The organism is Pseudomonas sp. AL10 (assembly GCF_029960685.1).
In the GTDB taxonomy this organism is placed as follows: Bacteria; Pseudomonadota; Gammaproteobacteria; order Pseudomonadales; family Pseudomonadaceae; genus Aquipseudomonas; species Aquipseudomonas lactis.
Map to the genome: position 1 here is coordinate 1 of NZ_JASBQZ010000038.1, position 21,128 is coordinate 21,128.

At 60.5% G+C, this 21,128-nt stretch carries 14 protein-coding genes; 6 read left to right on the plus strand and 8 right to left on the minus strand.

Annotation, left to right across the window (positions count from 1 at the left end; translation table 11 throughout):
• Positions 1-126: 126 nt before the first annotated feature.
• Both QK296_RS23955 and QK296_RS23960 read right to left on the minus strand, forming a co-directional pair.
• On the minus strand, positions 127-609 hold the full coding sequence (locus tag QK296_RS23955) for a copper chaperone PCu(A)C (RefSeq protein ID WP_003191742.1): 483 nt from the start codon (positions 607-609) through the stop codon (positions 127-129).
• On the minus strand, positions 609-1,217 hold the full coding sequence (locus QK296_RS23960) for an SCO family protein (RefSeq protein ID WP_003191741.1): 609 nt from the start codon (positions 1,215-1,217) through the stop codon (positions 609-611). Before QK296_RS23960 ends, QK296_RS23955 begins: the two co-directional genes overlap by 1 nt.
• Before the next feature lie 181 nt (positions 1,218-1,398).
• On the opposite strand from QK296_RS23960, the gene QK296_RS23965 reads away from it, so the two are divergent.
• The 3 genes from QK296_RS23965 to QK296_RS23975 all read left to right on the plus strand — a co-directional run bounded on the left by QK296_RS23965 (position 1,399) and on the right by QK296_RS23975 (position 5,424).
• Positions 1,399-1,782 (plus strand): DUF2946 domain-containing protein, encoded by a 384-nt coding sequence (locus QK296_RS23965; RefSeq protein WP_282391437.1) that lies wholly within the window; start codon positions 1,399-1,401, stop codon positions 1,780-1,782.
• Positions 1,783-1,844: 62 nt separating this feature from the next.
• Positions 1,845-2,390 carry a putative natural product biosynthesis protein gene (locus tag QK296_RS23970; RefSeq protein WP_003191739.1) on the plus strand — a complete coding sequence of 182 codons (546 nt, stop codon included), beginning with the start codon at positions 1,845-1,847 and terminating at the stop codon, positions 2,388-2,390.
• A gap of 130 nt (positions 2,391-2,520) precedes the next feature.
• Complete coding sequence (locus tag QK296_RS23975) at positions 2,521-5,424, plus strand: RHS repeat-associated core domain-containing protein (protein ID WP_282391440.1); 2,904 nt, start codon at positions 2,521-2,523, stop codon at positions 5,422-5,424.
• A gap of 54 nt (positions 5,425-5,478) precedes the next feature.
• On the opposite strand, the gene QK296_RS23980 is transcribed toward QK296_RS23975, so the two are convergent.
• The 4 genes from QK296_RS23980 to QK296_RS23995 all read right to left on the minus strand — a co-directional run bounded on the left by QK296_RS23980 (position 5,479) and on the right by QK296_RS23995 (position 17,916).
• Positions 5,479-9,909, minus strand: coding sequence for a SpvB/TcaC N-terminal domain-containing protein (locus QK296_RS23980; RefSeq protein ID WP_282391441.1), 4,431 nt, complete (start codon positions 9,907-9,909; stop codon positions 5,479-5,481).
• Positions 9,906-14,585, minus strand: a complete 4,680-nt coding sequence (locus tag QK296_RS23985) for a neuraminidase-like domain-containing protein (protein ID WP_282391442.1) — start codon at positions 14,583-14,585, stop codon at positions 9,906-9,908. Before QK296_RS23985 ends, QK296_RS23980 begins: the two co-directional genes overlap by 4 nt.
• A 34-nt stretch (positions 14,586-14,619) precedes the next feature.
• Entirely contained in the window at positions 14,620-17,256 is a 2,637-nt protein-coding gene (locus tag QK296_RS23990; RefSeq protein ID WP_282391444.1) for a Tc toxin subunit A, read from the minus strand.
• 183 nt (positions 17,257-17,439) lie between these two features.
• Complete coding sequence (locus QK296_RS23995; RefSeq protein WP_003191732.1) at positions 17,440-17,916, minus strand: hemerythrin domain-containing protein; 477 nt, start codon at positions 17,914-17,916, stop codon at positions 17,440-17,442.
• A gap of 298 nt (positions 17,917-18,214) precedes the next feature.
• Here QK296_RS23995 and QK296_RS24000 point away from each other — a divergent pair, with 298 nt between their 5' ends.
• Positions 18,215-18,421 carry a hypothetical protein gene (locus tag QK296_RS24000; protein ID WP_003191730.1) on the plus strand — a complete coding sequence of 69 codons (207 nt, stop codon included), beginning with the start codon at positions 18,215-18,217 and terminating at the stop codon, positions 18,419-18,421.
• Between the two features lie 60 nt (positions 18,422-18,481).
• On the opposite strand, the gene QK296_RS24005 is transcribed toward QK296_RS24000, so the two are convergent.
• Positions 18,482-19,042 carry a type 1 glutamine amidotransferase domain-containing protein gene (locus tag QK296_RS24005; RefSeq protein WP_282391447.1) on the minus strand — a complete coding sequence of 187 codons (561 nt, stop codon included), beginning with the start codon at positions 19,040-19,042 and terminating at the stop codon, positions 18,482-18,484.
• Between the two features lie 30 nt (positions 19,043-19,072).
• Complete coding sequence (locus tag QK296_RS24010) at positions 19,073-19,576, minus strand: DUF4142 domain-containing protein (protein ID WP_034135757.1); 504 nt, start codon at positions 19,574-19,576, stop codon at positions 19,073-19,075.
• Between the two features lie 196 nt (positions 19,577-19,772).
• Between QK296_RS24010 and QK296_RS24015 the strand changes: the two genes are divergently transcribed.
• A complete protein-coding gene (locus QK296_RS24015) occupies positions 19,773-19,982 on the plus strand; it encodes a hypothetical protein (protein WP_003191725.1) in 210 nt (69 codons plus the stop codon).
• A gap of 178 nt (positions 19,983-20,160) precedes the next feature.
• Positions 20,161-20,955, plus strand: coding sequence for a class II aldolase/adducin family protein (locus QK296_RS24020; protein WP_137205105.1), 795 nt, complete (start codon positions 20,161-20,163; stop codon positions 20,953-20,955).
• Positions 20,956-21,128: the final 173 nt, after the last annotated feature.

Below are 21,128 nucleotides of genomic sequence, written 5' to 3' on the forward strand. Positions count from 1 at the left end.
CACGAATTCAAGCCTGCGTTCGGCCAGCGTGGTTTAACGGGGCGCCTAAGATCAAGATCACAAGCAGATCAAGAGCAAGAGCGGCTCGCTTCGCATCGTGGTGACGTGGGAGAAAAAGCGGCCTACTCAATGCATCTTGCTATGGTCCATCTTGCTATGGTCCATGCCATCCAAGCCACGCGCCGTTGCCTTCACTTCGACAGCCTGCTTTTCACCCTTGGTATCTTGCACCGTCAGGGTCAGCGGCACCTCGTCGCCTTCCTTGATCTGGGCGGTCAGGCCCATCAGCATCACGTGGTAGCCGTTCGGGTCGAGCTTGACGGCTTTTCCTGCTGGCAGGGCCACCGCATCCACCGGGCCCATGCGCATCACGTCGTCCTTCATGCTCATCTCATGAATCTGCACGTCCTTGGCCACTGGCGAAGCGACGCTCAGCAGTTTGCTGTCGCTGTCGGCGGTGAGGGTCATGAAGGCACCGCTGGATGGCTGACCCGGTACGGAGGCGCGAACCCAGGCGTCGGTCACTTGTACTTGGGCGCTGGCGTGGGCGGCGAGGCCCAGCAGGGTGAGGCCGAGGGTGAGACGCTTGAGGTGTTGAACGGCAGTCATTAGCAGACCTCCATGACGGTGAGCAGGTCTTCTGCGCACTCTTGAGCGGTAAGGGATGCCTGCAAGCCAAGGCGCAGGTTGCCACGGGTGTCGAACACGAAACTGGTGGCGGTGTGGGAGAGGGTGTAGGTGTCGCCGGCGGGGATCTTTTCATAAAAGATCCCGAACTCCTTGGCGGCCACGGCGATTTCTTCCGGGGTGCCGTAGAGCGCTTCGAAACTGGGGTCGAAGGCCTTGACGTAATTGTTGAGAATCTCGGGAGTGTCGCGCTCGGGGTCCAGGGTGATAAACACCACCTGCATGATCTTGCCATCGCGGCCCATCAGTTTCTTGGCTTGGGCGGCGCGGGCCAGGGCGGTCGGGCAGACCGCCGGGCACTGGGTGAAGCCGAAGAACACCACCGGCATGAGGCCGCGGTACGAGCTCAAGGTGACGGTTTCGCCGTCGGTGTTCTTGAGCTTGAAGGTGCGACCCATGATCTTGTCACTGAGGTCCTTGCCGTACTTGAAGTTCAGCTTGGGGCTGTAGTCACAGCCGCCCAGCAGGCTGCCCAGGCCCAACAGGCCCATGCCGGTCAGCACTTTGCGGCGGGTGAATAACGTACTCATCAACTGTGCATCCTGTGAAACGCCTGCAAGGCAGTAAAGCTGCCCCGCCAGGCTTTGAAAAGGAGTAACGAGAAGGGTGCAGAGTCTAGCAACCCTGGCCCTTGCGCGTAATCTGCGACGTTCTGCCACAGGGGTGCGGCCCATTTCGTCCTTTTGTGGCTTCGGTGGTAGAGTCGCCGCCATGAAATTGCGCCACTCTGACCGCTCACTGATCGCCTGGGCCCTGTACTTCTGCGTGCTGATGAACCTGTTCGCCTGCGGTTTGGGGCATGGCCAGATGATGGGCCAGCAGCTCAACGGCATCGGCGGGCTGTTCTGTTCGGTGGAAGGCGGCCAGTCGCCCATTTCCGACAAAGGGTTGGCGAACCCGTCTTCCAGCAACATCTCGAACTACTTTGCCTGCCCGGTGTGTAACGCGGTTACCGTCGCCCTGGTGTTCCTCATCGGCCTGGCCTGGCTGCTCGGTCTTACGCAAACCCCACGTGTCGCCCATGAGCGGCGCAACAAAGCGCCTCCGCGTTATTCCTGGCCTTCGGCCAACCCTCGCGCTTCTCCCGCATCCTGACGTGTGCCTTGGGCTTCCTGTCACCAGGAGGCATTCTCTCGTCACGATGGTGAGTACGTTTTATGAACCCTCAATTGCCTGCCGGCGCCAGCCGCCTGGTCAGCAAGGCGTCGCGGCGCCTGCGTGCGCAGCCGGCGCTGCCTGACTACCCGAGCAATTCGCGCTGTTTCGTGCACCTGGATGCACGCCTGCTGCCTCACTGGCATACCTTGTTCGACATCTGCCCGGCGCTGCTCAGGCTCGACCCACCGGAGGGCTTGAACCTGTTTCGCGCCTTCATGACCTGGGCCTATCGCAACCAACCGCCGCTGGACTGGACCTACCATCTGAACGTATGCCGCTGGTTACTGAGTTCGGCGTATCGCACGCAGATCGATGAGGAACCGATCGAAGCCTTCATGGCCGCCGCGGCTGCGCGTTGGGTGCTGACGGACGACAGCGCGGCGGCGGGCATCGTCCTGAGCTGGGGGGATTCGACGCTGTTCGATTGCAAAGGCAGCGTTTCGATAGCCGCACAGCAGCAAGCATTGCCGGTACCCGCATGGGATTTCGCCTGGTGCCCCTTGAATGCGCAAGGCGCGTTCGGTGGCTGGCGGCCGGTGCCCTGATGCACCGCGTCCGGTAAGCCTCACGACACCCTCGGAAGCGCCGCACACGGCGCAGCGTGCGCGGCCCGCAGGCTGGCATCGAGCTGATGACTAGGCTCTAGGCTTCTTTGGTTTTTCAGGTCATCAGCTTATGTCTTCTTTGCATCACAACACGCCCACGCTGACGGTGGTCGACCCGCGAGGGTTGACCGTGCGCAGCGTGGCGTACCATCGCAATACCGCGCAGCAATCACCCAGCGCGCAGGTCACGCGGCAGGTGTTCGACGCTCGCGGCCTGTTGCAGCAACAGTGGGACCCCAGGCTGTTTGAGTTGCACGCTGCCGATCCCGACGTGCCGCCCAATCTGTCTCATCGTTATAGCTTGGGCGGGCAAGTGCTGAGCACCGACAGCGTGGATGCGGGCCGTCGGACGCGCTTGCTCGGCAGTGGCGGCCAGGTCGTGCAACAGTGGGACAGTCGAGGCACGCGCCAGCGGTTCGAATACGACCCGTTGCTGCGCCCCGTCGCGGTATTCGAGCGCGCGGAGGCGGCGGCGTCTGAACGCTGTGTCGAGCGCATGAGTTACGCGGGCATGACGTCCACGGAGGCGGCGCGCAATCGCTGTGGGCGCATGATTCGTCACGATGACCCGGCAGGCACGTTGCTCGTTGAGCGCTACGACGTGCAAGGCAACATCACCGAGCAAACCCGGCGCCTTTGCACGTCGCACACCGCGCCCGATTGGCCGCTGCCCGTGAGTGAGCGGGATGCACAGTTGCAAGCCCAGACCTTCACCACCACCTGGCAGCACGATGCGCTGGGGCAACGCCTGGAGCAGGTCGACGCGCGCGGCAATCGCCAGCAATCTCAATACGGTGTCGACGGCCAGTTGACGAAAAGCGAGATCCTGTTCAAAAGCGGAGCGCGCAAGACCCTGGTGGATCAACGCAGCGTCAACGCCTCGGGCCAGGTGTTGAGCGAACGCTTGGGTAATGGCGTGCTCAGCGTTGCCGAGTATTCGGACACTGATGGACGTTTGACACGCTTGAGCGCCCACCTCAAGGATTCGGCAGGCAAGCGACTACAAGACCTCTTCTACAGCTACGACCGGGTCGGCAATGTGTTGCGCATCCGCGATGCGGCGCAGCCGACCCGCTGGGCCAGCAACGCGCAGGTGGAGGCAGTAAGCACATTCGAGTACGACAGCCTGTCGCGCTTGATCAAAGCCACCGGCCGTGAAAACGCGCGCAATACCGGCACATTCGCATTGCCGGGGCGAGTCACGTTCGGCGCCACAGACGACAACCTCTGGGGCAACTACACACGCCATTATGCCTACGACTCGGCTGCTAACCTGACGCAGATGCGCCATGTGCCCAGCATCGGCAGCGGTTATACCCAACGGATGCAGGTGGGCGAACACAGTAATCACAGCGTGATGGCCCGCGAGGGCGCAAAGGCGCCGGGCCTGGGCGATGGCTTTGACCAGGGCGGCAATCTTATGGCTTTGACGCCTGGGCAGGCGTTGACCTGGAATGGGCGCAACCAGTTGGTCCGCGTCGCGCAGGTGCTGCGTGACAATGGCGAACATGACGATGAAGTGTATCTGTACGACGGCGCCGGCCAGCGAGTCATCAAGCGTCGCGTGGCACATGGCAAGACGCAGACTCACACCCATGAAGTGCTTTATCTGCCAGGGCTGGAGCTGCATCGCCACGGGCCGGATGGCGAGTGGTTGAATGTGTTGCTCGCTCAGGGTGGGCGCCATTCGGTCAGAGGGTTACAGTGGGAACGGCAGCGTCCCGAGGCAATGCCGGATGAGCAACTGCGCTTCAGCCTCGACGACCATTTGGGCAGCAGTACCCTGGAGTTGGACGAGAAAGCCGCTCTTTTGAGTCAGGAGAATTATTACCCGTTCGGCGCAACAGCCTGGTGGGCAGCAAAAAATGCATTGGAAGCGGGCTACAAAACCCGGCGTTATTCGGGCAAGGAGCGCGACGCCAGTGGGTTGTATTACTACGGTTTCAGGTACTACGCACCGTGGTTGTTACGGTGGATCAGCGCAGACCCGGCAGGGGATGTGGATGGGTTGAACCTGTATGCGATGGTGGGGAACAACCCCATGGGTTATGTAGACGACGACGGCTTGCAGCGGCATCCCATCATCGATATTGCCACTCTTATCGTTACGTTGGTGTTGGCAGGGTATGCGGCGCAGATGGACGCACGCCAGCGCGTTCAGTTGGCTGTCCTGGGTTTTGCGCTGGGCATTCTGGGCGTGACGGCGCTTGGCTATCGTCAGTACAGAGAGCAAGTCAGCCTGCGTGCTCGACGCAAAGCGTTTTATCAGCAAGCCTCCCAGGAGTATGCACAGACTCTGGGGGGCGTACATGGCGCCAGTGAAGAGGAAGTCGCTGAGCTGGCGGACTTTTATCTGCAACACCGGCTGTCTACTCCTGACACTGAAAGTCTCGCTTATGGGTTGACCCCAGGCGCACGTGGCGGGCTATATGGCTACATTGGCCCAACCAAGCACAAGGACAGGGCCGACATAGCCTCCCACACGGAAAACAATCCCCATTTTACCTTGGCCAGATTGGGTTTTTTAGGCATGGAGCTTCGCGCCCCGGCACGCAAGGTGGGCGCCAGCCCGCTTCCAGCGGCTGGGCTGACCCACACCGAAGTACAACCGCAAACCAGGGTCACGAGCGTGGGCCGCCGAGGCTCCGCTTCTGAGGAGCCCGCCGCGCAACCGGTAAGCCCAGGACCTTCCTCCGGGCTGGAGCCTGAGCGGCTGGTGATTGACGTTGAGTCTGTTCTCAATGAATTACGCGGCCCTGGCGGTGGGATTCTCAGGAACGTGATCAACCGCCTGGAAGCCCGCACCCTGGACTTTCATACCGGGCATGCCATGGCGGGCGGGCAGAATGTCCGTAGTTTTGACTTGCCGGGCTATCGCGGGCAGCGCGGTCGTGGCGCCTATCGAGTGATGATCCAGCACACCAGTGGGCTCAATTATCGGGCGGTCAGGGTGATGAACCCTCACCGCCGTTAATGCGCGCAACGTCAGTCGCAGGAGCTCGGGCTGTGTAACGGCCCGGCTCTGTTGTCAGGTTGGCGCGTGAGTGTCGTTCTCGTCCTCAGCGATGCTGTACCAGGCCCAGTAAGTCTGACGCCGTGTGTCGCCATTGGCAGTGAGCACGCGCACCGGGCGTCCCAAGGCGTCATAAAAGTGTTGCTCGCTGGGGCGCGCGGTATTGAAGGCCGCATCGTCGATATAGCCGGCACGGTCGGCGAAGTAAGGTCGCCAGGTCCGCGCCAGGCCACCCTGGTTGTCGTACTCCACCCGGCCACTGATCCGCCAACGGTTCGCTGAGTCTGTTTGCTCGGCGCCTGCGCGCAATAGACCGCTGTCTTCGACCTGAAAGGCTGGTCCCGGCGCAGCTTTTTCCTGGGTTTGCCGCACTCGGCCAAAACCGTCGTTGAAGGCCAGGGCGACATGGGTCTGCCGGTCCTGCGAGGTTCCTTGCCAGCGGTCGGCATGCAGCACCACGGCATGCACGGGCACTTGCCTGGTCGCCCGAATCAGGCGTTTGAGGGTTTGATGATGGGCCTGCGGGTCGGTCAGGCTGTTGAGCCGCACCCAGGCCGAGGCGCGAATATGCCCGCTGGGCAGCAGGTAAGCGCTGCTGACCCAGGCTGCCTGGAGACTGGCGGACGGGATTTGTCCCATCCAACTGAACACATCGTAGACGCACGCACTCTGGGCGTTGAGCAAGGCTGTCTGCGGATCGGCCAGCGCCTGCGTCGGCCCGTAGTCGAGCGCGCGGGTGAAGGACTGGCGAGTGTCATGGCCGACAGGTTTGCTCTGCTCTTCGCCCTTGAGGCCGGTCGCCAGCAAATGCCCGTGGGCATCGTAGTGTGCATACCGCTGGGTACGCTGCGCATCGGTCACCAGCACCGGCAAGCCCAAACGATAGTCGTACTGTGCCTGGGTCGAGCAGCCGTCGGCCGATTGCACCTTGATAACGTGCAGCCCATAGGCATCGTATTCAGTGTGCGTGAACCCGTGGCTCAGACTCGCCTGATGACGACGAGGCCGGTAGAAGGTGTCGGCTTGGCCATACCGGGTGTAACCCTGGCCGAGCGACCACAGGGTGATGGCCTCGTCACGCCCAGCGGCGGGCGACAGGAACGCGGTCAGGGGCCGATAGTGCTGTTCGGTCAGCGTGGCAGTGATAGCGCTGTCCTGATACACATCCAGGGCCTGTTGATCGAGTTCGGCTGTTTCGACGTAAGCGAGCAGGGCCTGAAAGTTCGCGGTTCCGGGCGGTAAGGGGGCAGTGTGTTCGGCCAGGCAATAATGCTGCCTCCACAGCCCGCCCAGTTGGCGTTGGGCATCCGGCCCCAGCGGGTTGGACGAGCCTTCGGCGACAAAGTGCTCATAGCTGATGGTGCTACCCGATAACGCCTCTTTGCTCAGCACCAGCGCGTTATTGCGTTGCTGGTAGGGCAGCCGCAAGCGCCAGCGCTGCGCGGCATCCAAGTGGATGAACTCGGCGCAGGTTTCGCTCAGGTAATAAGCCTGCTGCGCCGGGTCGTGTGCGTCGCGCCACCACTGCTGCTCGTGGGCCAGCGCCGCTGGCGCAGAGTCGCCGGCAGTCTTGCGGCGGGCATAATCGACCACCACTTGCTGCAAATTACTCGCGTAGCGGTCCCAGCGCAGATTCAGGGTGTGCTGGCAGCAAGGGTCATCCTTTTGGCGCTCGTAACGACAGGTCATCGATTCCACCAGCAACGGCAGCAGAACGGCCGGCTCGCCGGCCTTGGGCGAAGGCTTCACTTGGCGCACCAGATAGCGCTGTTGCTGCACTGAGTATGGCACTGCCTGCTGCGGCACATCGGCGGCGGCATACACCTCTTCGCGCAGTAGGCTACCCGCCAGCGCACGCTGCATGGCGCGCAAGGTCGAGGCACCGGGTGTGGCGATCAGCGTGTCGCGTGTGTGGCCGGCTTCCAGTTGGCTCAGCAGGGACGGGCCGAGCGTGGGGGCCTGCGGGTCAGCCGCGTAAAACGCTTCGCGCGGTGGGGCCAGCGTGTTGAACCAGCGCTTGGTCAACACGCCTGACGGTGCGTGGGTATTAGGTGGCTGAGCGGTTTGCAGCACCAGGCCGAAGCCGATGAACTGGCGCTCGTCACGGTCATAGCTGGCTTCGCGGTAACAAAAGTATTGGGTCGAGTGGTTGCCACTGACCAGGTCCTTTTGCCGTTGCCGTTTGACCACTGGCAGGGGGAACGCAAGGCTACTGTCCTGGGCCATTCCCAGTGTCTGCCAGTGGTGTTTCTCATCGAGCCATTCCTGGGCGCTGCTGCGGTAGCGTAATTGGGTGGCCGCTCCCATGTTGTTCAGGGTGGCTGTTAACAGATACGGTTTGACGCTGACAAAGTCATAGCGCCAATGCTGCGGTCGGATGTGCGGCACACTCAGGATCAGACTGGAACAGCCCAGGCCTTGAAGGTCGGCGAAGCTGACCTGGCACGTAGCGTCATGGCGCATCCCCTCGGGCCAGCGCAGCGTCATCGGTGCCGATGTCAACCCGTTGCCGGCGCGGTTCATGTAGACCTGTAAGTGGTCGGGTGCCAGGTAAATCAGGTCCACGGCGCCTGATCCATCCAGGTCGGCGAGGCGAATGTTGGCGGCATCGAAGGTGGCAGGGTCGAACGCCAGTGGGGCGAATACAAACCCCTTGCCGAAGCGACCACGCCCGAGGTTGGGCCAGCACTTGAGTTCGTTATGGCGAATGCGTACCAGGTGTTGTTGACCGCTGCCGAGCGGGTCGCAAAAAGCGATCAGCTCTGTCGGCGTATGGCTGAGGGTTGGTAGCCCGTCATCGTCGGGCCCATGGCGCACGTCCTGGCCAGGATCAAAGCCTCCGTCCTGGCGCTGCGCATACAGGCGCACGCTGCGGCTGCCGATCAGGGCCAGGTCCAGCCTGCCGCTGCCCATCAGGTCGGCCAGTTGCCCGTGGGGGTGGAAAAACTCCTGGGGCATCGCCGCAAAAGGCACAAACCCCGACCATTGCCGCTGCGAGTCGAGGCTGAAAAAGCCGCTCAGCCCCGGTTGCGCCACCACCCATTCCAGATGCCCATCGCCGTTAAGATCCGCCAGCGCCTGGCGCGTGGCCTGGGTGCTATCAGCGAGGGGAATGCGTGGCAACGCCTGCCAGGGCCCATACGCCAGCGCATTGCTGTCAGCTGGGCCGGGGGCCCTCAGCGGCTCGCGGTAGTACCAGCTTTTATCGGTGCGGTGCAGGATGCCCGGCAAGCCGTCGCGGTACAGGTCGACCAGCTGGTAATGCTGCCCGTCGTTGATGCCCGCCATGGCGTCGAACGTTTGGTAGTGCGCGGTTTCCAGTGTCGGCCCGAAGACGCTGTAGGCCAGTTCCAAGGGCGGCCAGGCACTGGCGGTGCCTTGGGCGTCATAGGCCTGGTTGTGCACGGCGAACAGGCAACTGCCGATGGCGTGGCGATCGGTGTACTCCAGCAACATGCGCCGCGTCAGCACCGGCTCGGCGCCCAGGCTCGGCTCGTCGGGGAAGTAATGAAACATCAGCACTTGTTGGCACAGCCGCCGGGTGCCGAGCTCAAAGCCATAGGCATAACTGCTGATCGGGTCGTTGCGGACCGGCCAGGCGTGTTGTTCGGCATAGGTCGGCACTTGGCTCAGGCCAGTGTGGCGTTCGCCATAATCCAGCAGCAGTTCGAAGTGCCATTGCTTGTCAGTGAGGGCGTCCGCGCGCCACAGCGCCAGGTGCTCAAGGGGCTTGAGGTTGCCATAGCACACCCGCGCCAGATAACGCTGGGCGCGATAGTCCCTGGCGGCGCTTGGCGGCTGGTCGTCGCGTTTGTAGTGGTAATAGATCTGCTCACCCAGCGGGTTGAAGCTTTCCTGCAACAGCCATTGGGCTACACGTGGGCTGTTGTTCGGGTCCGCACAGCGCGCGATCTGCGTCTTGCCGAACAGGTGCACGCAGCCGTCCGCACCCTGAACCAGCCAGAATCCGGCCTTGTCGCTGGGGGTGGACCAATGCTCGATACGGTCGAAGTGCGCTTCTATCACCGGAAAATAGCGCACCACCCGGTGGGGTTCATCCAGGGCCAGGCCGTTATAGTGGTCCCAGGTTGTGGCCCGAATTGCGCCGTCGGCATCACGCTCAGGGATCATGTCGATGCCTTGGGGGCTGGTGAAACGGTCGTCATCATCGTAGGCCGGTACGCCTTTGCGGGTATCACGGCTGATGGCGCCTGCCGACACCCCCCAGCCGAGTCCGAAGGGCCCATTGCCCTGGGAACTGCGATAACCCAGGCTCAATGCAGGCGTGAAGCCACGGCCCGGCGAAACCGGCAAGGGCACCTCCAGGCACGCTTCGCCCCGTGTGCCCACCGCGCCCCATTGCGCGCTGGGGCCCTGGATGGCGCCACCGCCCTTGGGCAGCGCAGGAATCTTCGGTTCCAGGAGGTCGGGCGGCTGCACGCTCATCGTTGACCTCCGGTGTTTTTAGCGGTGTAGCGCAGGTGCACGATGATATCGGTGAGGGATTCGAGCAGGGCGTTTTGCCGGGTGTGGTTGGGAAAGGTCAGTTGCCAGGCGGAGATGGCCCCGGTGTATTCGAACGGCAGGTAACGCTCGTCACTGTCGAAGTTCAAGGTGAACAATCCGCTGTCGTTGAGCCCGCTGGACAGGGCGATTTGCTGCTTGGCGCGCAGGTCTTTTTTTACCGCAGCTTCGGTGTGTTTGGCCGCAGGGGTGAGGTGCGTGGTGTTGGTGGTCTGGGTGAGGATGGCCTTGATATCTTCATAAGGCCCCAACGTGGCAGGCAGGGACACGCTGAGGTGCTTCATGCGCCGCAGATAGTGGCCGGGGTAATCGTCGTCGAACAGCTTGAGGGTCAGTTCAAAGGTCAAGGTGCCAGTTTTCACCAGGTCAGCTTTAAGCGTGGCCCAGGGCTTGTCGCGCGTCGCCACAGGGTCTTTGCTGTGCAGATGGCGCAACGACACGGTTTTAGTGATCTCCAGCAAACGTTCGTTGTGGGTGAGGTAGGCGCTGCTCATGCTCAGCAGGTTGTGCTTGAGCGCTTCGCCGGCACTCAAACCTCGGTATTGATGGGTCCAGGGCTGGGTTTGAATGAAGTGCTTGTCCCACTGCGCGCGCTCTTCCTGCCAGCAGGCTTCGGCCGCCAGGCACAGTGACAGCGTCGAGTCATAGGCCTGGTAGTAGAAGGTCGACAACTGGCCGTTGAGCCATTGATACAACTGGGCGTTGGTGAAGCGTTTGCCGAGCTGGTCGTACAGGGTTCGTGCTTGGGTGAAGCTGGCCTGGGCCAGGCCCAGTTGCAAGCGGGTATGGGCTTCCTGCTCGGTGTAAGCCTGCAGTTGGGCGTCGACCTGGGCCAGTTCAAGGCGTGCCTGCTCCAGCGTATGGGCCCACTCGGTGGCGCGCCGGGCGAACAGGTCGGCGCGGTCCAGGTGGGCTGCGTTGGCGCGTTTTTCATTGGCAATGCCTTGGGACGCCGCGTGCAGCGCGTGAAAAGCGCCCTCGTAGCGCACGCCGCCGTTGGAGGTGCCGAAAATGTTCGGTATCAGCATGGCCAGGCCCGCGCCGGCTTGTGCCACGGCGGCGGCGGTGTCCCAGCGCGCACTGTCCTGGTACTCCTGGGTGGCCTGCGCTTCGGCCGGGCTGATGCCACGTTTGAGTTGCTGTTCAAAGAAGGCTACCCGCGCTTGGACAATGCTGCGCCCTGCCAACAGCGCCTCTTTGTTCCTCGCATCGAACTGCACGGCCTGGGCCTGTTGCTCGACGGCCAGCCTGGCCAAGTCCCAGGCTTGCTGTTGCTGGGTTTCCAGGTACTGGGCCTGCTCCTTGCGTTCGAACAATGACAACAAGGTCGTCCCCAATTGGATAAGGTTGTCGACTGCCTGCAACGCGTGCCCCAGCAGTACCTGGAAGCGATAGTGCGCGGCCTGAGCGGTGCGCAGCGACGGACGCAGGCTGACGCCGGCAGATCCTTGCTGGTAGGCAGCGAGCAGCGTTTGCGGCGACAGCGTGGCGGTGTACAGCGGCAGGCTCAAGGGCTTGCCGGTCAGGTCCAGATGATGGCGCAGGTTGTGCAGGCGAGATTCGATTTTGTCCCAACGCAGCAGCAAGTCTGGGCTCAGGGACCGACACAGCCGCGAGGTGTTCGCAGGCACTGCCTTGCTGTCGAGGGTGGAAGGGTTTTGCAGTTTGTCCAGGGTCGTGGTTGCCCAAGGATCTACCGGGTTGAGTGGCGGTCTTGGCCCGAGCAAACCCTTGGCGCGGATGTACCACAATTTGGCTTCGGCCAGGCTGTCACGGGTCAGTTGCCGGTAGGCCGCATCCCCGCGATTGAGCAGAATGTCGACGTACAACAGATACAGCGCCTGGCGAAAATGTACTGCACTGCTTTTCGCCAATGGATGGGACAAGGAAGAGGCGCGGTGCCCTTGTGGCGTACTGGCAAGCAGCGCGGGCAGGCGCCAAACGTCAGATGGGTGGACGGGATCGAACACGTAGCGTATCCACGTTTCGGCCTCGGCGTATTGCTGTTCCTGGTTCAGGCGTTGCGCCAACAGCCAGGGCAGGTAGAGAAACAACTCCCAGTAATACACGCCATAGGGGCCCTGGAAGTCCAGTGAGCTGGTGTCTTTTTCGTCCGGCAATGGCGGCTCGCGCCAGGCATCCGGCGCCAAGGCGAACAGCTGCTGCAAACCTGCGCCAGCGGTTTTTGCCAGGAGCCCCGCCACGCAGGTGTTGGTGCGTATGGGCGCTCGTTTGTTTTCAGGCTTATCAAGAGACTCGATGGTGGACCCGTTGAAGTCGATGAACTCTGCCGTGCCATAGGGCGGGGTAGCGAGTCGCCGGATAAACGGAGCCAGTGGAATGATCGGGGTGCTGTTATTGGGCGGCAGGGTGAAGGTCGCGGTTTTCAACGCGTAGCCCAGGATGATGGGGTCGGGGTAGTGCACATCGCTCTCCAGCAGCAATACGCCGTGAATCAGCGTCAATGAGGAAACCGTCGTGCTAGTGAGATCCTCGTGGTAGGGGTGCAAGGTCTTGGGGGAGAGTTCTATCTGCGCTTCAAGTGTGTGCGTCTCGGACAGTTCGGTGAAGGTGTCGCGCAGGGTGCGCCGGGAGGCGTCTGCCAGGCCGACGAGTACCGTGTTATTGCGGTGGGGGCTTTCTGGTAAGGCGCTTTGTCCCTGCTTCGGATACATCAATACGGGTTTGTACAGGCGTTGTTTCTGTTGAACCTGGACCTTGTCTAGCAACAGATCGTAGGCGTAGCTGCTGGACTCCGCCTGGTGGTTGTAGAACGACAGGGTAGCGGTGTAGGTCGCGTCCGGGGTGTTGAAAAAATAGTCGAAGGCTTCCTCGCTGATGCGTTTGTCGCGCAGATTGAATGTCGTGCTTTTCGGGTTTTCTTCATCTTTTCCAATCTGCGGCAGGGTAAAGGTCGCCGGCTGATTCGCTGCATTTTTTATGAATTGGGCATAGCTGACCCCGGTCTCATTGCACTTGAGGGTCAAGTCGATACGCACGTTGGAGAAGGTTGCCAGCTTGGCGCCCTCCAGAAATATTTCAGCGGTGGGGCCTAAAGCCAGCGTCGCGTTTTGGGCAGGCCCGCTGGTGCTGAGTGTGATGGTCAAATTGACCAGTGCATCTGCCTTGCTGAACCTGACAGTGCGGTGCGGCTCGAAGCGTTTTTCCAGGCGGGTGGTGACCTCCAGCACTGACGTCGTGCGGTCGAATCGGATATCGCTCTCAGCCGAAAGACTGCGGATATGCTGCTGATGGTCTTCGTAATTCCAGCCATTGGTGGTGTGATGGGGCGTTTGGTTGTCCAGGGTATCGACTTTGACCTGGACCGTTTCGGGCGCCCTGAATTGAAATCTGGCCCTGTTGTGGTGCCCGAACAGGGCCAGGTAGCGCCCGGCCAGTTCCGACTCTTTATGCCAGGAGAACATCCGCCGCGTGCTGCCCAGGGTTTCAAGCCAATGAACGTTGAAGTGTTGATCCAGCCGCACCGCTTGAAAGAAATGCCGATGCAGGCCGTTGTGCGAGGAGGCCGTTTGATGGTTCGGCTGTGCGCTCAGGCCCAGGAACAGTGACGGCGGTTGGCTTTTTGAATCGAGTACGGCGATGGACGCCGTGGCGCTCATCAGGTCTTCCGAGCTCAATTCGTCCAGGCCCTGTGCCAGGCTGTACTCCTGAATGCAGGCCTGCGGCACGCTCCAACTGTCATCCAGTTTTTTATAGGAAAAGTACAAGCGCAACTGTAGATAGGTGGTCTTTATCCGGGTTTCCAGCCGTTGCTGGTATTCCTTCTCCGATTCGACATCGCCTCGTCCAATCGGGGTGATATCTCTCGACGACGATGTGGGGTTGATGCATTGAGCCCACACCACGAAGAGGCGCCCATTGAACACCACCGGACGAATCGTCTGCTCGGGGACGTTGTCGTCAATCGACAGCGGCAGCATTTGCCAACCGGACCAGGCTGCCGGGGTGGCCGCGTCGCCCGAGGCCATCTTCAGCGTGCGCCAGTAATAGGTGTTTTCCGAGCTGGACTTGCCGGTGAAGTAATAAGTACTGCTGGCGAAGCTGTCTTTATCACCGTCTATATAGCCATTGAGGGTCTTGATGTTGGCGAGCGTTTCGAAGCCGCTTAAGTAACCGTGGACGGCGGTGTGCAGCGGTGCAGGCTCGATACGAAATTGATTGAGCTGGTTTTCCAGTTGCCTGAAGTTGTCGCTTTTATCATGACGCAAGGTGGGGCTCAGAAAGCTTGCCGGGTAGTGCTGGAGTTGCTGGTGCGCACGCCACAGCGAATAGGACTGCAACTGGTCCTGCCACTCGGTCTGTTCGTCAACGCTCATGCCCTGTCCGTCGTAGCCAGGCTCCAGGCCCAGGTAAATGCCGTTGATGTACTGCTGCACGCTGGCAATTGCACTGGCGATACGGGTGGTGGGTACCGTATGGCTGACTTGAGGGTCGAGCAGCCAGTAGGCATAGACATCGTCGACGGTCTTGACGGTGTCGGCTACAGCCGTGTCTTCAGGCAATACGCTGTTGAGGTAGAACCCCAGCATCGCATCGCGCAGGTGTTCGTTGAGGTGTTGCGTGAGGGTGTCAGACATGGTCATTCCTTGAACCGGTCGAAATACAACGGGGTTATGGCGCTGCGGCGAACAATGCGGAGCCGACGTGTTGCCAGTCTTCGTTCATCAAGGTGGCATGCAAGTCGGTCGCCTTGAGCAAGGCCCTGGCAGAGAGACCGGTGAGCCTGACGGCTTCATGGCAACGCAGGAGCCAGTCCAGGTCGGCCAGGGTCTTCACCTGCTTGGCAGGCAGGTATTCAACGAGCAGGTTGATTTCATCGACATCCCACTGCAGCAACGCGGCCAGTTGCGCGGTGCACGCTCCATCGTCAGTCAAGGTGGAGCCTTCATCGGAGGATGAATTGGCGCACTGCAAGTAGGCGAGCACGCTGTCCTGTGCCAGCCCGTAGGTGTTGAGGCAATGGGCAAAGCGTTGCAGCAGGTACAGCGTGTTCAGCGTCAGCTTGAGCAACGAGGCCGGTGTGTGGTCCGGGCTCAGCCAGTGCGGATGGAGCACAAACGCCTGCAGGGCCTCACGGCTCACCGCCAGCCCCAATGACGCTTCGGCATCCGGCAGGCTCAGCAGCACATTTTTGTGCAGCTCCGTAGTGGATTCGGCAGTGGCAGTGCGGGCAATCTGGCGGACCACGAGTTTGCGCCATTGCAGGTGCGCTGCCGGGTCGCCGGCAAGGTGCACCGGGTCACTGAGCAGCGTGTCGATTTTCTCTTTCAACGGCTGCATTTGTTGGTAGAACGCGCCCAGCTTCTTGGCCACTGCTTGTTTGGCGTCGTTGTGCAGAACCGCGTTGTGTTCTGGGTCCAGGCTCAGGGGGTGGGTTTCGATAAGCTGCACCAGCCCATTGGGCAGCTCTTTGGGCGGCGCAGGCTTGAGCAGCGGTTGGCTGTGCAGCAGCCCTTGTACGATGAGAGCATGCCAGGCAATGGGCGCGGCCTTGGTATCGGCCTCGGGCTGGGGCAATGACAGGTCAGCGAGGTCTTCTTGCGCCAGCAGGCCATGTCGGGTCAGCTCGACCATGTCATCGAGTTGCGTGATGTACGCCTGCACTGGGGGCGGCGGGGATTGGGCGTCCAGGAGCAATTGACGGCGAAGCTGATCAACCGTTTGCCCAGTGTCATTGAGCCAGGTGACCAGCCAGTCCATTTGCATCAGCACATCGAGCAGGTCGGCGGGTGCATTCACGCCCGAGCGACGCAGGCTCGGGTTGACCAGTTGGCCGGTGTAATCCTTACCGCCCAGCAGCGCCGCCACATGGTAGCTGTCGAGCACTGACAGCCCGAACAACTGCGCGATCCGGGCTTGGCGATACAGCGCGCTATAAAATGTAAGCGTCGGGCAAGCAGCGGGCAGATGCAGGCGGGCCTGCTTGATCAGCCAGTGCAACGAGGCCGGGGTGTCGCTCAGGTGCAGGCCGGTGCAGAGCTGGTGGCGGAGCGTTGTGGGGATTTCCTCCCTCAAAGCCAGGGTCGGCCTGTCCAGCGTCAATGCCTGGCCAGGCAACGGGCCGGGGTTGAACAGCTGGTCGTACAGCGACAGGCGAGTACCGGGTGCCCACACCGGTATCTCATCCAGCACGGCGGCAAAGGCTTGCAATGACAGGCTGTAGCGGCGTTCCAGATAGCGATAGACGCCCAGTGCGCGCAGGGTATTGTCGTTGGCGGGCCGCGCCGGGTCGCCCTCGTGTTCACGCCGCACCACGCTCGTCGACAGGGCGTCGAGTGCGTCGAAGGGCAATTGCGTCCAGCGTTGCAGGCGGATCATTCGGTGCAGGCGCTGGTAACGTTCCCATGAGGTATTGAGCAGGCGCGCACCACCCTTGTCCTGTGTAGTGATCGACAGGGACGACTGGGTCGCGCCGGCCTCGGTGATCGGCCCGTTCACGTACGCGGCACCGTTGTGCAGGCGCAGCTTGGCCGGCGGCGTTGGCAGGGCGCTTGCCAGAACATTGCTCGACAGCACCGGCACATACTTGCCGCAGGCCAGTAGCGCTTCGGTCTGATCGGCGGTGAGTCCGGTTTTCTGCAACCAGTGGGACAACTCCTCAAGGGGCTGCTCCTGGGTACCATAGTGCTGGGTAAAAAAATCTTCTGCCTGTACGTCTCCCGTTCTTATTAACAAAGGCTCCGTCAATAACACCTGCTGGGCAGGGCTCAGCCCGGACAGCAAACGTTGCGCTTCATAGGCCTCGTGCCTGACCACGCCGTAAGTGTTTTGCGCACGCTGGCTGGTGGGCAGCTTGAGGCTGATGCGGTAACTGAGTTCGCCCAGCTGTGGCTTGCCGCCGGACAAACCGAGCCAGCACTGGCGATGCGCACGTTCGAACGGCAGCACGAAGGGGAACCGTTGCTTGCCAAGCACCTCATCAAGGGAACGGCCGCGGTATTCACGGCGGGTTTGTTGGAGGTGAGCGTCGATCTGGCGCGACAGGGTTTCGTTGATCATCGAGAGTTGAGGAATCACAGAGCTGAGGCTACGTTCGTCCAGGGGCAGTGTCTTGAGTTCGGGGCGACGCTGGTCGAGGGTGACCTTGGGCTGTTTGCCTTTACCGCTTTTTTCCAGCGCTTGGGCAAACAGGTATAACGCCTTCAGGTAGGCGATCGGGGAGTCGATTGCCGCCATGGAGGAGGCCGAACACAGCAGGTGCCAGTCCTCTTTGAACAGGTGGGTATAGGTGGGGGAACGCGCGTCCATTGTGATGAATCTCCTGAAAGCCCGCGGCCACTGCCGAGGGCCATGGCACGCTAGCATGGGGCGCCAGGCCGGCTCGGTCGGCCGGATCGCTGAGTGAGCGAGGAGAAATCATCGGTGTAGATCGATAGCGCGACAGTGCCTGTGGGTCACTGTCGCGCGAACCTTGCGGCGAGGAGGTAGCCGTTACGCGGCCAGCGGTTTTTTCGCCATGGCTTTTTTGTGCGCGGCCTTCATCGCTTCCATCTCGGCCCCCAGCTCTTCGAGCAGCGCTTTACCCAGCAGTTTCTTGGCCTGAGGGAACATCTCGGTTTCTTCTTCTTCGATATGGTGCTCAAGCAACTCCTTGACCACTTTGACGCGACCGGAAAACTCGGTGGACGAGGGGTCGGTTTTTTTCAAGTCCGGCAGTACCAGCGAGTCGACGGTGCGGTGCTCTTCCTTGGCTTCGTGGTACATGATGTCCTGTTCCTTGCCCCCGGCTTTTCTGAACGCGGGGTAGAGGATCTCTTCTTCGAGTTGGGTATGCAGGGTGATCTCCATTTCGAGTTTGGCCAACAACTCGGTACGCTTTTTTACCCCGCGTTCAGTGGATTCGCTTAACTGGGTCAGCAGGGTCTTGACGCGTTCATGGTCGGCTTTGAGCAGGTCGATGGCGTTCATAGGTAACCTCACGGGGGGATGCGGGCGTGTCGAAGTGCGCGCCTCGTGGTGAGGAAGGTTGCATCAGGCGTACCAACTTTTATTGTTAAAAATTATCTTATAAATCAGTTGGTTGTGTTTTGCTGTGTGCTTGGAGATCGTGCAGCTTGCATGGTCGGGCCGCGTTGAGATTGCACAACGCACAATTGGTTGCTGACGCTCCAGCGCAACGGGCGGCCATAAAGTGTGGCCAGGAAAATTCTAATGGAACCCTTGGGGCATCTGCTTGACCTAACGCTTAGACTTCAGGAGGTGAATCATGCAAATTGAATATATCTGGATCGTATTGGCGGTGGTTCTGCTGCTCTTGGAACTCTGGGCGATCAATATCGTTTTGCGCAGCACTGGCGGATGGGAGACCAAGGGGTTGTGGGTGGTGGTGCTGGTGTTCGTGCCGCTGCTGGGGTTGATTGCGTGGGCAATGTTCGGGCCCAAGCGTGAGATGGCACAGCAGCGTAAAAGCTGAAGCGGTGAGTGATAAAAAACAGGCGCCCATCGGGCGCCTGTTTTCATTGCGGTCAACCGATCAGACGCCGACGGCCTTGGCAATCGCCTCATTGAACGCCGGTAGATCGTCCGGCGTGCGCGAGGTGATCAAGGTCCAGCCATTGGCCTGGCACTCTTTAACCTCGGCATCCACCACGCCGGCAGCGCCGGCGTTTTCAAGGTCGATGCGCACGCTTTTATAGGCAGTCAGGGTTTTGCCCTTGACCACGCCAGCGTCGATCAGGGTCCATGGCCCGTGACAGATTGCCGCGATGGTCTTGCCGGCCTGCACGAACTCATTGATCAAGCGCAACGCGGCGGCATCCTGGCGCAGCGTATCGGCATTGACCGTGCCGCCCGGGATGACCAGCGCATCGAAGTCGGCGCTGACAACATCCGACAGTTGCACGTCGGATTCCACGGTCTGGTCTTTTTCCGTGTCGCCGACAAATGTCTGGGTAGTGCCCCCTTTGCTGGAGGCGTGCGTCACGGTCGCGCCGTAGCCACGCAGCGTCTCCAGCGGCTTGAGCAGTTCGTCGCGCTCGATACCGGTGTTGGAGGTGATGACGAGGATGTGCTTGCCGTTGAGTTGCGAGCTCATGGTCGAGTGTCTCCTGGGGTCATGGATCGATTAATGGGCGTATTTGGTTTGCAGTTCCTTGGCCATTTTCAGGTGGGCTTCAAGGGTGGGCAGGGTCTTGGTGGCGAAGGCTTTCAGCTCGGGATTGTCCGAGGAGGCCGCTTCTTTCTTGAACAGTTCGACGGTTTTTTCATGGGCCACCACCTGGTTGTTGGCGTAGGCCTTGTCGAAGGATTCATCGCGCATTTCCAGGATGGCTTTTTTCGCCTTGTCGGTGAGCGCAGCGTCATCGGGTACTTCGATATCGAGTTTTTTCGCCAGGGCCATCAGTTCCTGATTGGCTTTGGTGTGGTCGGTGACCATATGCTCGGCGAAGGTTTTTACGTCCGCCGAGCTGCTTTTTTCCAGGGCCAGCTTGCCCGCTTCCACCTCGGTGATACCGCCCTGTGCGGCGTTGTCGACAAAGTCGTTGGAGGTCGCCGCCATTGCGGTGGACATCGAGCCAGCAATCAGCATGAAGGTAAGGCCCATCGGTTTCATCAGTCGAGTTTTCATGGTGTCTCTCCTTGGAAATGGCGGGATGCCGTTACCTGACTGTTGAATCGAGAGGTGGGTAAAAGGTTTAAATTTTTTTGCGCTTTTTTGCCCAGTGGTGAGGCGAGGCAATTGACTTGAACCAATCCGGATTCGCAGGGTTCTGCTGCACAGGGCCGTCATCTCAGCGGCTCGCCATTGCCAGGAGGATTGCACTATGACCGTTCATAAGACTACCGATAAAACCCCCGACCCCATCAGCTCTGAAGACGCGCAAAAAGGTAATGCCGAGGCCACCAAAGGGCAGACGCTTGAACCAGCCAATCCCAAGACCGAAACCATCGACAAAGTCGTGACGCCGACCTCGATCAAGGACATTGAACGGCAAACGGATGCAATCAATGAGAAGCTCAACAACGGGCGTTGAACCTGCTGAGTTGATCGGTGGCGAGGGCGCTTGCTCCCGTGGCGGCCTGAAAGCTGCCACTGCTGCTTTTTTATAAATAAATATAATAATTAGCTTAGATTAAAATGTGCTTTTTATTATTTATGACCATCCCCTAGTCTTGCTTGGAGTCCCTTTAGGCCATTCAGGAAGATTTGCCATGAGCAGCGTCACGCCGATTTCCAGTGTCTTGAGCAATGTGCGCCAGCGGGTCACACCGCAAGAGTGGGAGGTGCGGGTCAAGCTGGCCGCAGCCTACCGACTGGCGGCGTTGTACAAGTGGACTGATCATATCTACACGCATTTCTCGGCCCGGGTGCCAGGGCCCGAGGCGCATTTCCTGATCAATGCTTTTGGGCTGTTGTTCGACGAAATCAGCGCCTCCAACCTGGTCAAAGTGGATCTGGACGGCACTATCGTCGATGACCCCACCGGCCTGGGCATCAACTACGCCGGCTATGTGATCCATAGCGCCATCCACGGCGCGCGCCATGACTTGCAAGCGGTGCTACACACCCACACCCGCGACGGTATAGCGGTGTCGGCCCAGAAGCAGGGGTTGTTGCCGATCTCACAGCACTCTATCGCGTTCTCGGGTCGTGTGGCTTACCACGGCTACGAGGGCGTGGCCCTGGACCTGGATGAGCGTGAACGGCTGGTGGCGGATCTGGGCGACAAGAGTGTGATGATCCTGCGTAACCACGGCTTGTTGACGGGCGGCGTCAGCGTCGAGCATGCCTTCCAGCAACTACAAAGCCTGGAGCGGGCCTGCAACATCCAGATTGCGGCACAGGCAGCGGGGAATGCCGAGTTGATCTTCCCACCCGCAGAGGTGGTGGCCAAAGTCGAGCAGCAGGCCAAGGTGTTCAGCAATGGCGAAGGCCCGGGCGTGGCGCGGCATTGGAATGCGCTGGTGCGCCAGCTTGAGCGTACCGATACCGACTACAAGAACTGAGTCGGATGTGGATTGTTCCCACCCGGAGCGTGGGAGCAATCACTGTAAGGTCGTGATGGGCCACCTTTGGTATCAGAGGCGCATCTCATATAGTAAAAATATATAAAAAACTGTCATTTCCTACAGTTATTCATCTCGGCCAATAAAGAAAAAATAGCCTCTCATTTTTTGGC

Excerpts from the sequence above, each read along its gene's own strand:
- QK296_RS23955 (WP_003191742.1), bottom strand. The coding sequence starts at position 609 with ATGACTGCCGTTCAACACCTCAAGCGTCTCACCCTCGGCCTCACCCTG.
- QK296_RS23960 (WP_003191741.1), bottom strand. The coding sequence starts at position 1,217 with ATGAGTACGTTATTCACCCGCCGCAAAGTGCTGACCGGCATGGGCCTG.
- QK296_RS23965 (WP_282391437.1), top strand. The coding sequence starts at position 1,399 with ATGAAATTGCGCCACTCTGACCGCTCACTGATCGCCTGGGCCCTGTAC.
- QK296_RS23970 (WP_003191739.1), top strand. The coding sequence starts at position 1,845 with ATGAACCCTCAATTGCCTGCCGGCGCCAGCCGCCTGGTCAGCAAGGCG.
- QK296_RS23975 (WP_282391440.1), top strand. The coding sequence starts at position 2,521 with ATGTCTTCTTTGCATCACAACACGCCCACGCTGACGGTGGTCGACCCG.
- QK296_RS23980 (WP_282391441.1), bottom strand. The coding sequence starts at position 9,909 with ATGAGCGTGCAGCCGCCCGACCTCCTGGAACCGAAGATTCCTGCGCTG.
- QK296_RS23985 (WP_282391442.1), bottom strand. The coding sequence starts at position 14,585 with ATGTCTGACACCCTCACGCAACACCTCAACGAACACCTGCGCGATGCG.
- QK296_RS23990 (WP_282391444.1), bottom strand. The coding sequence starts at position 17,256 with ATGGACGCGCGTTCCCCCACCTATACCCACCTGTTCAAAGAGGACTGG.
- QK296_RS23995 (WP_003191732.1), bottom strand. The coding sequence starts at position 17,916 with ATGAACGCCATCGACCTGCTCAAAGCCGACCATGAACGCGTCAAGACC.
- QK296_RS24000 (WP_003191730.1), top strand. The coding sequence starts at position 18,215 with ATGCAAATTGAATATATCTGGATCGTATTGGCGGTGGTTCTGCTGCTC.
- QK296_RS24005 (WP_282391447.1), bottom strand. The coding sequence starts at position 19,042 with ATGAGCTCGCAACTCAACGGCAAGCACATCCTCGTCATCACCTCCAAC.
- QK296_RS24010 (WP_034135757.1), bottom strand. The coding sequence starts at position 19,576 with ATGAAAACTCGACTGATGAAACCGATGGGCCTTACCTTCATGCTGATT.
- QK296_RS24015 (WP_003191725.1), top strand. The coding sequence starts at position 19,773 with ATGACCGTTCATAAGACTACCGATAAAACCCCCGACCCCATCAGCTCT.
- QK296_RS24020 (WP_137205105.1), top strand. The coding sequence starts at position 20,161 with ATGAGCAGCGTCACGCCGATTTCCAGTGTCTTGAGCAATGTGCGCCAG.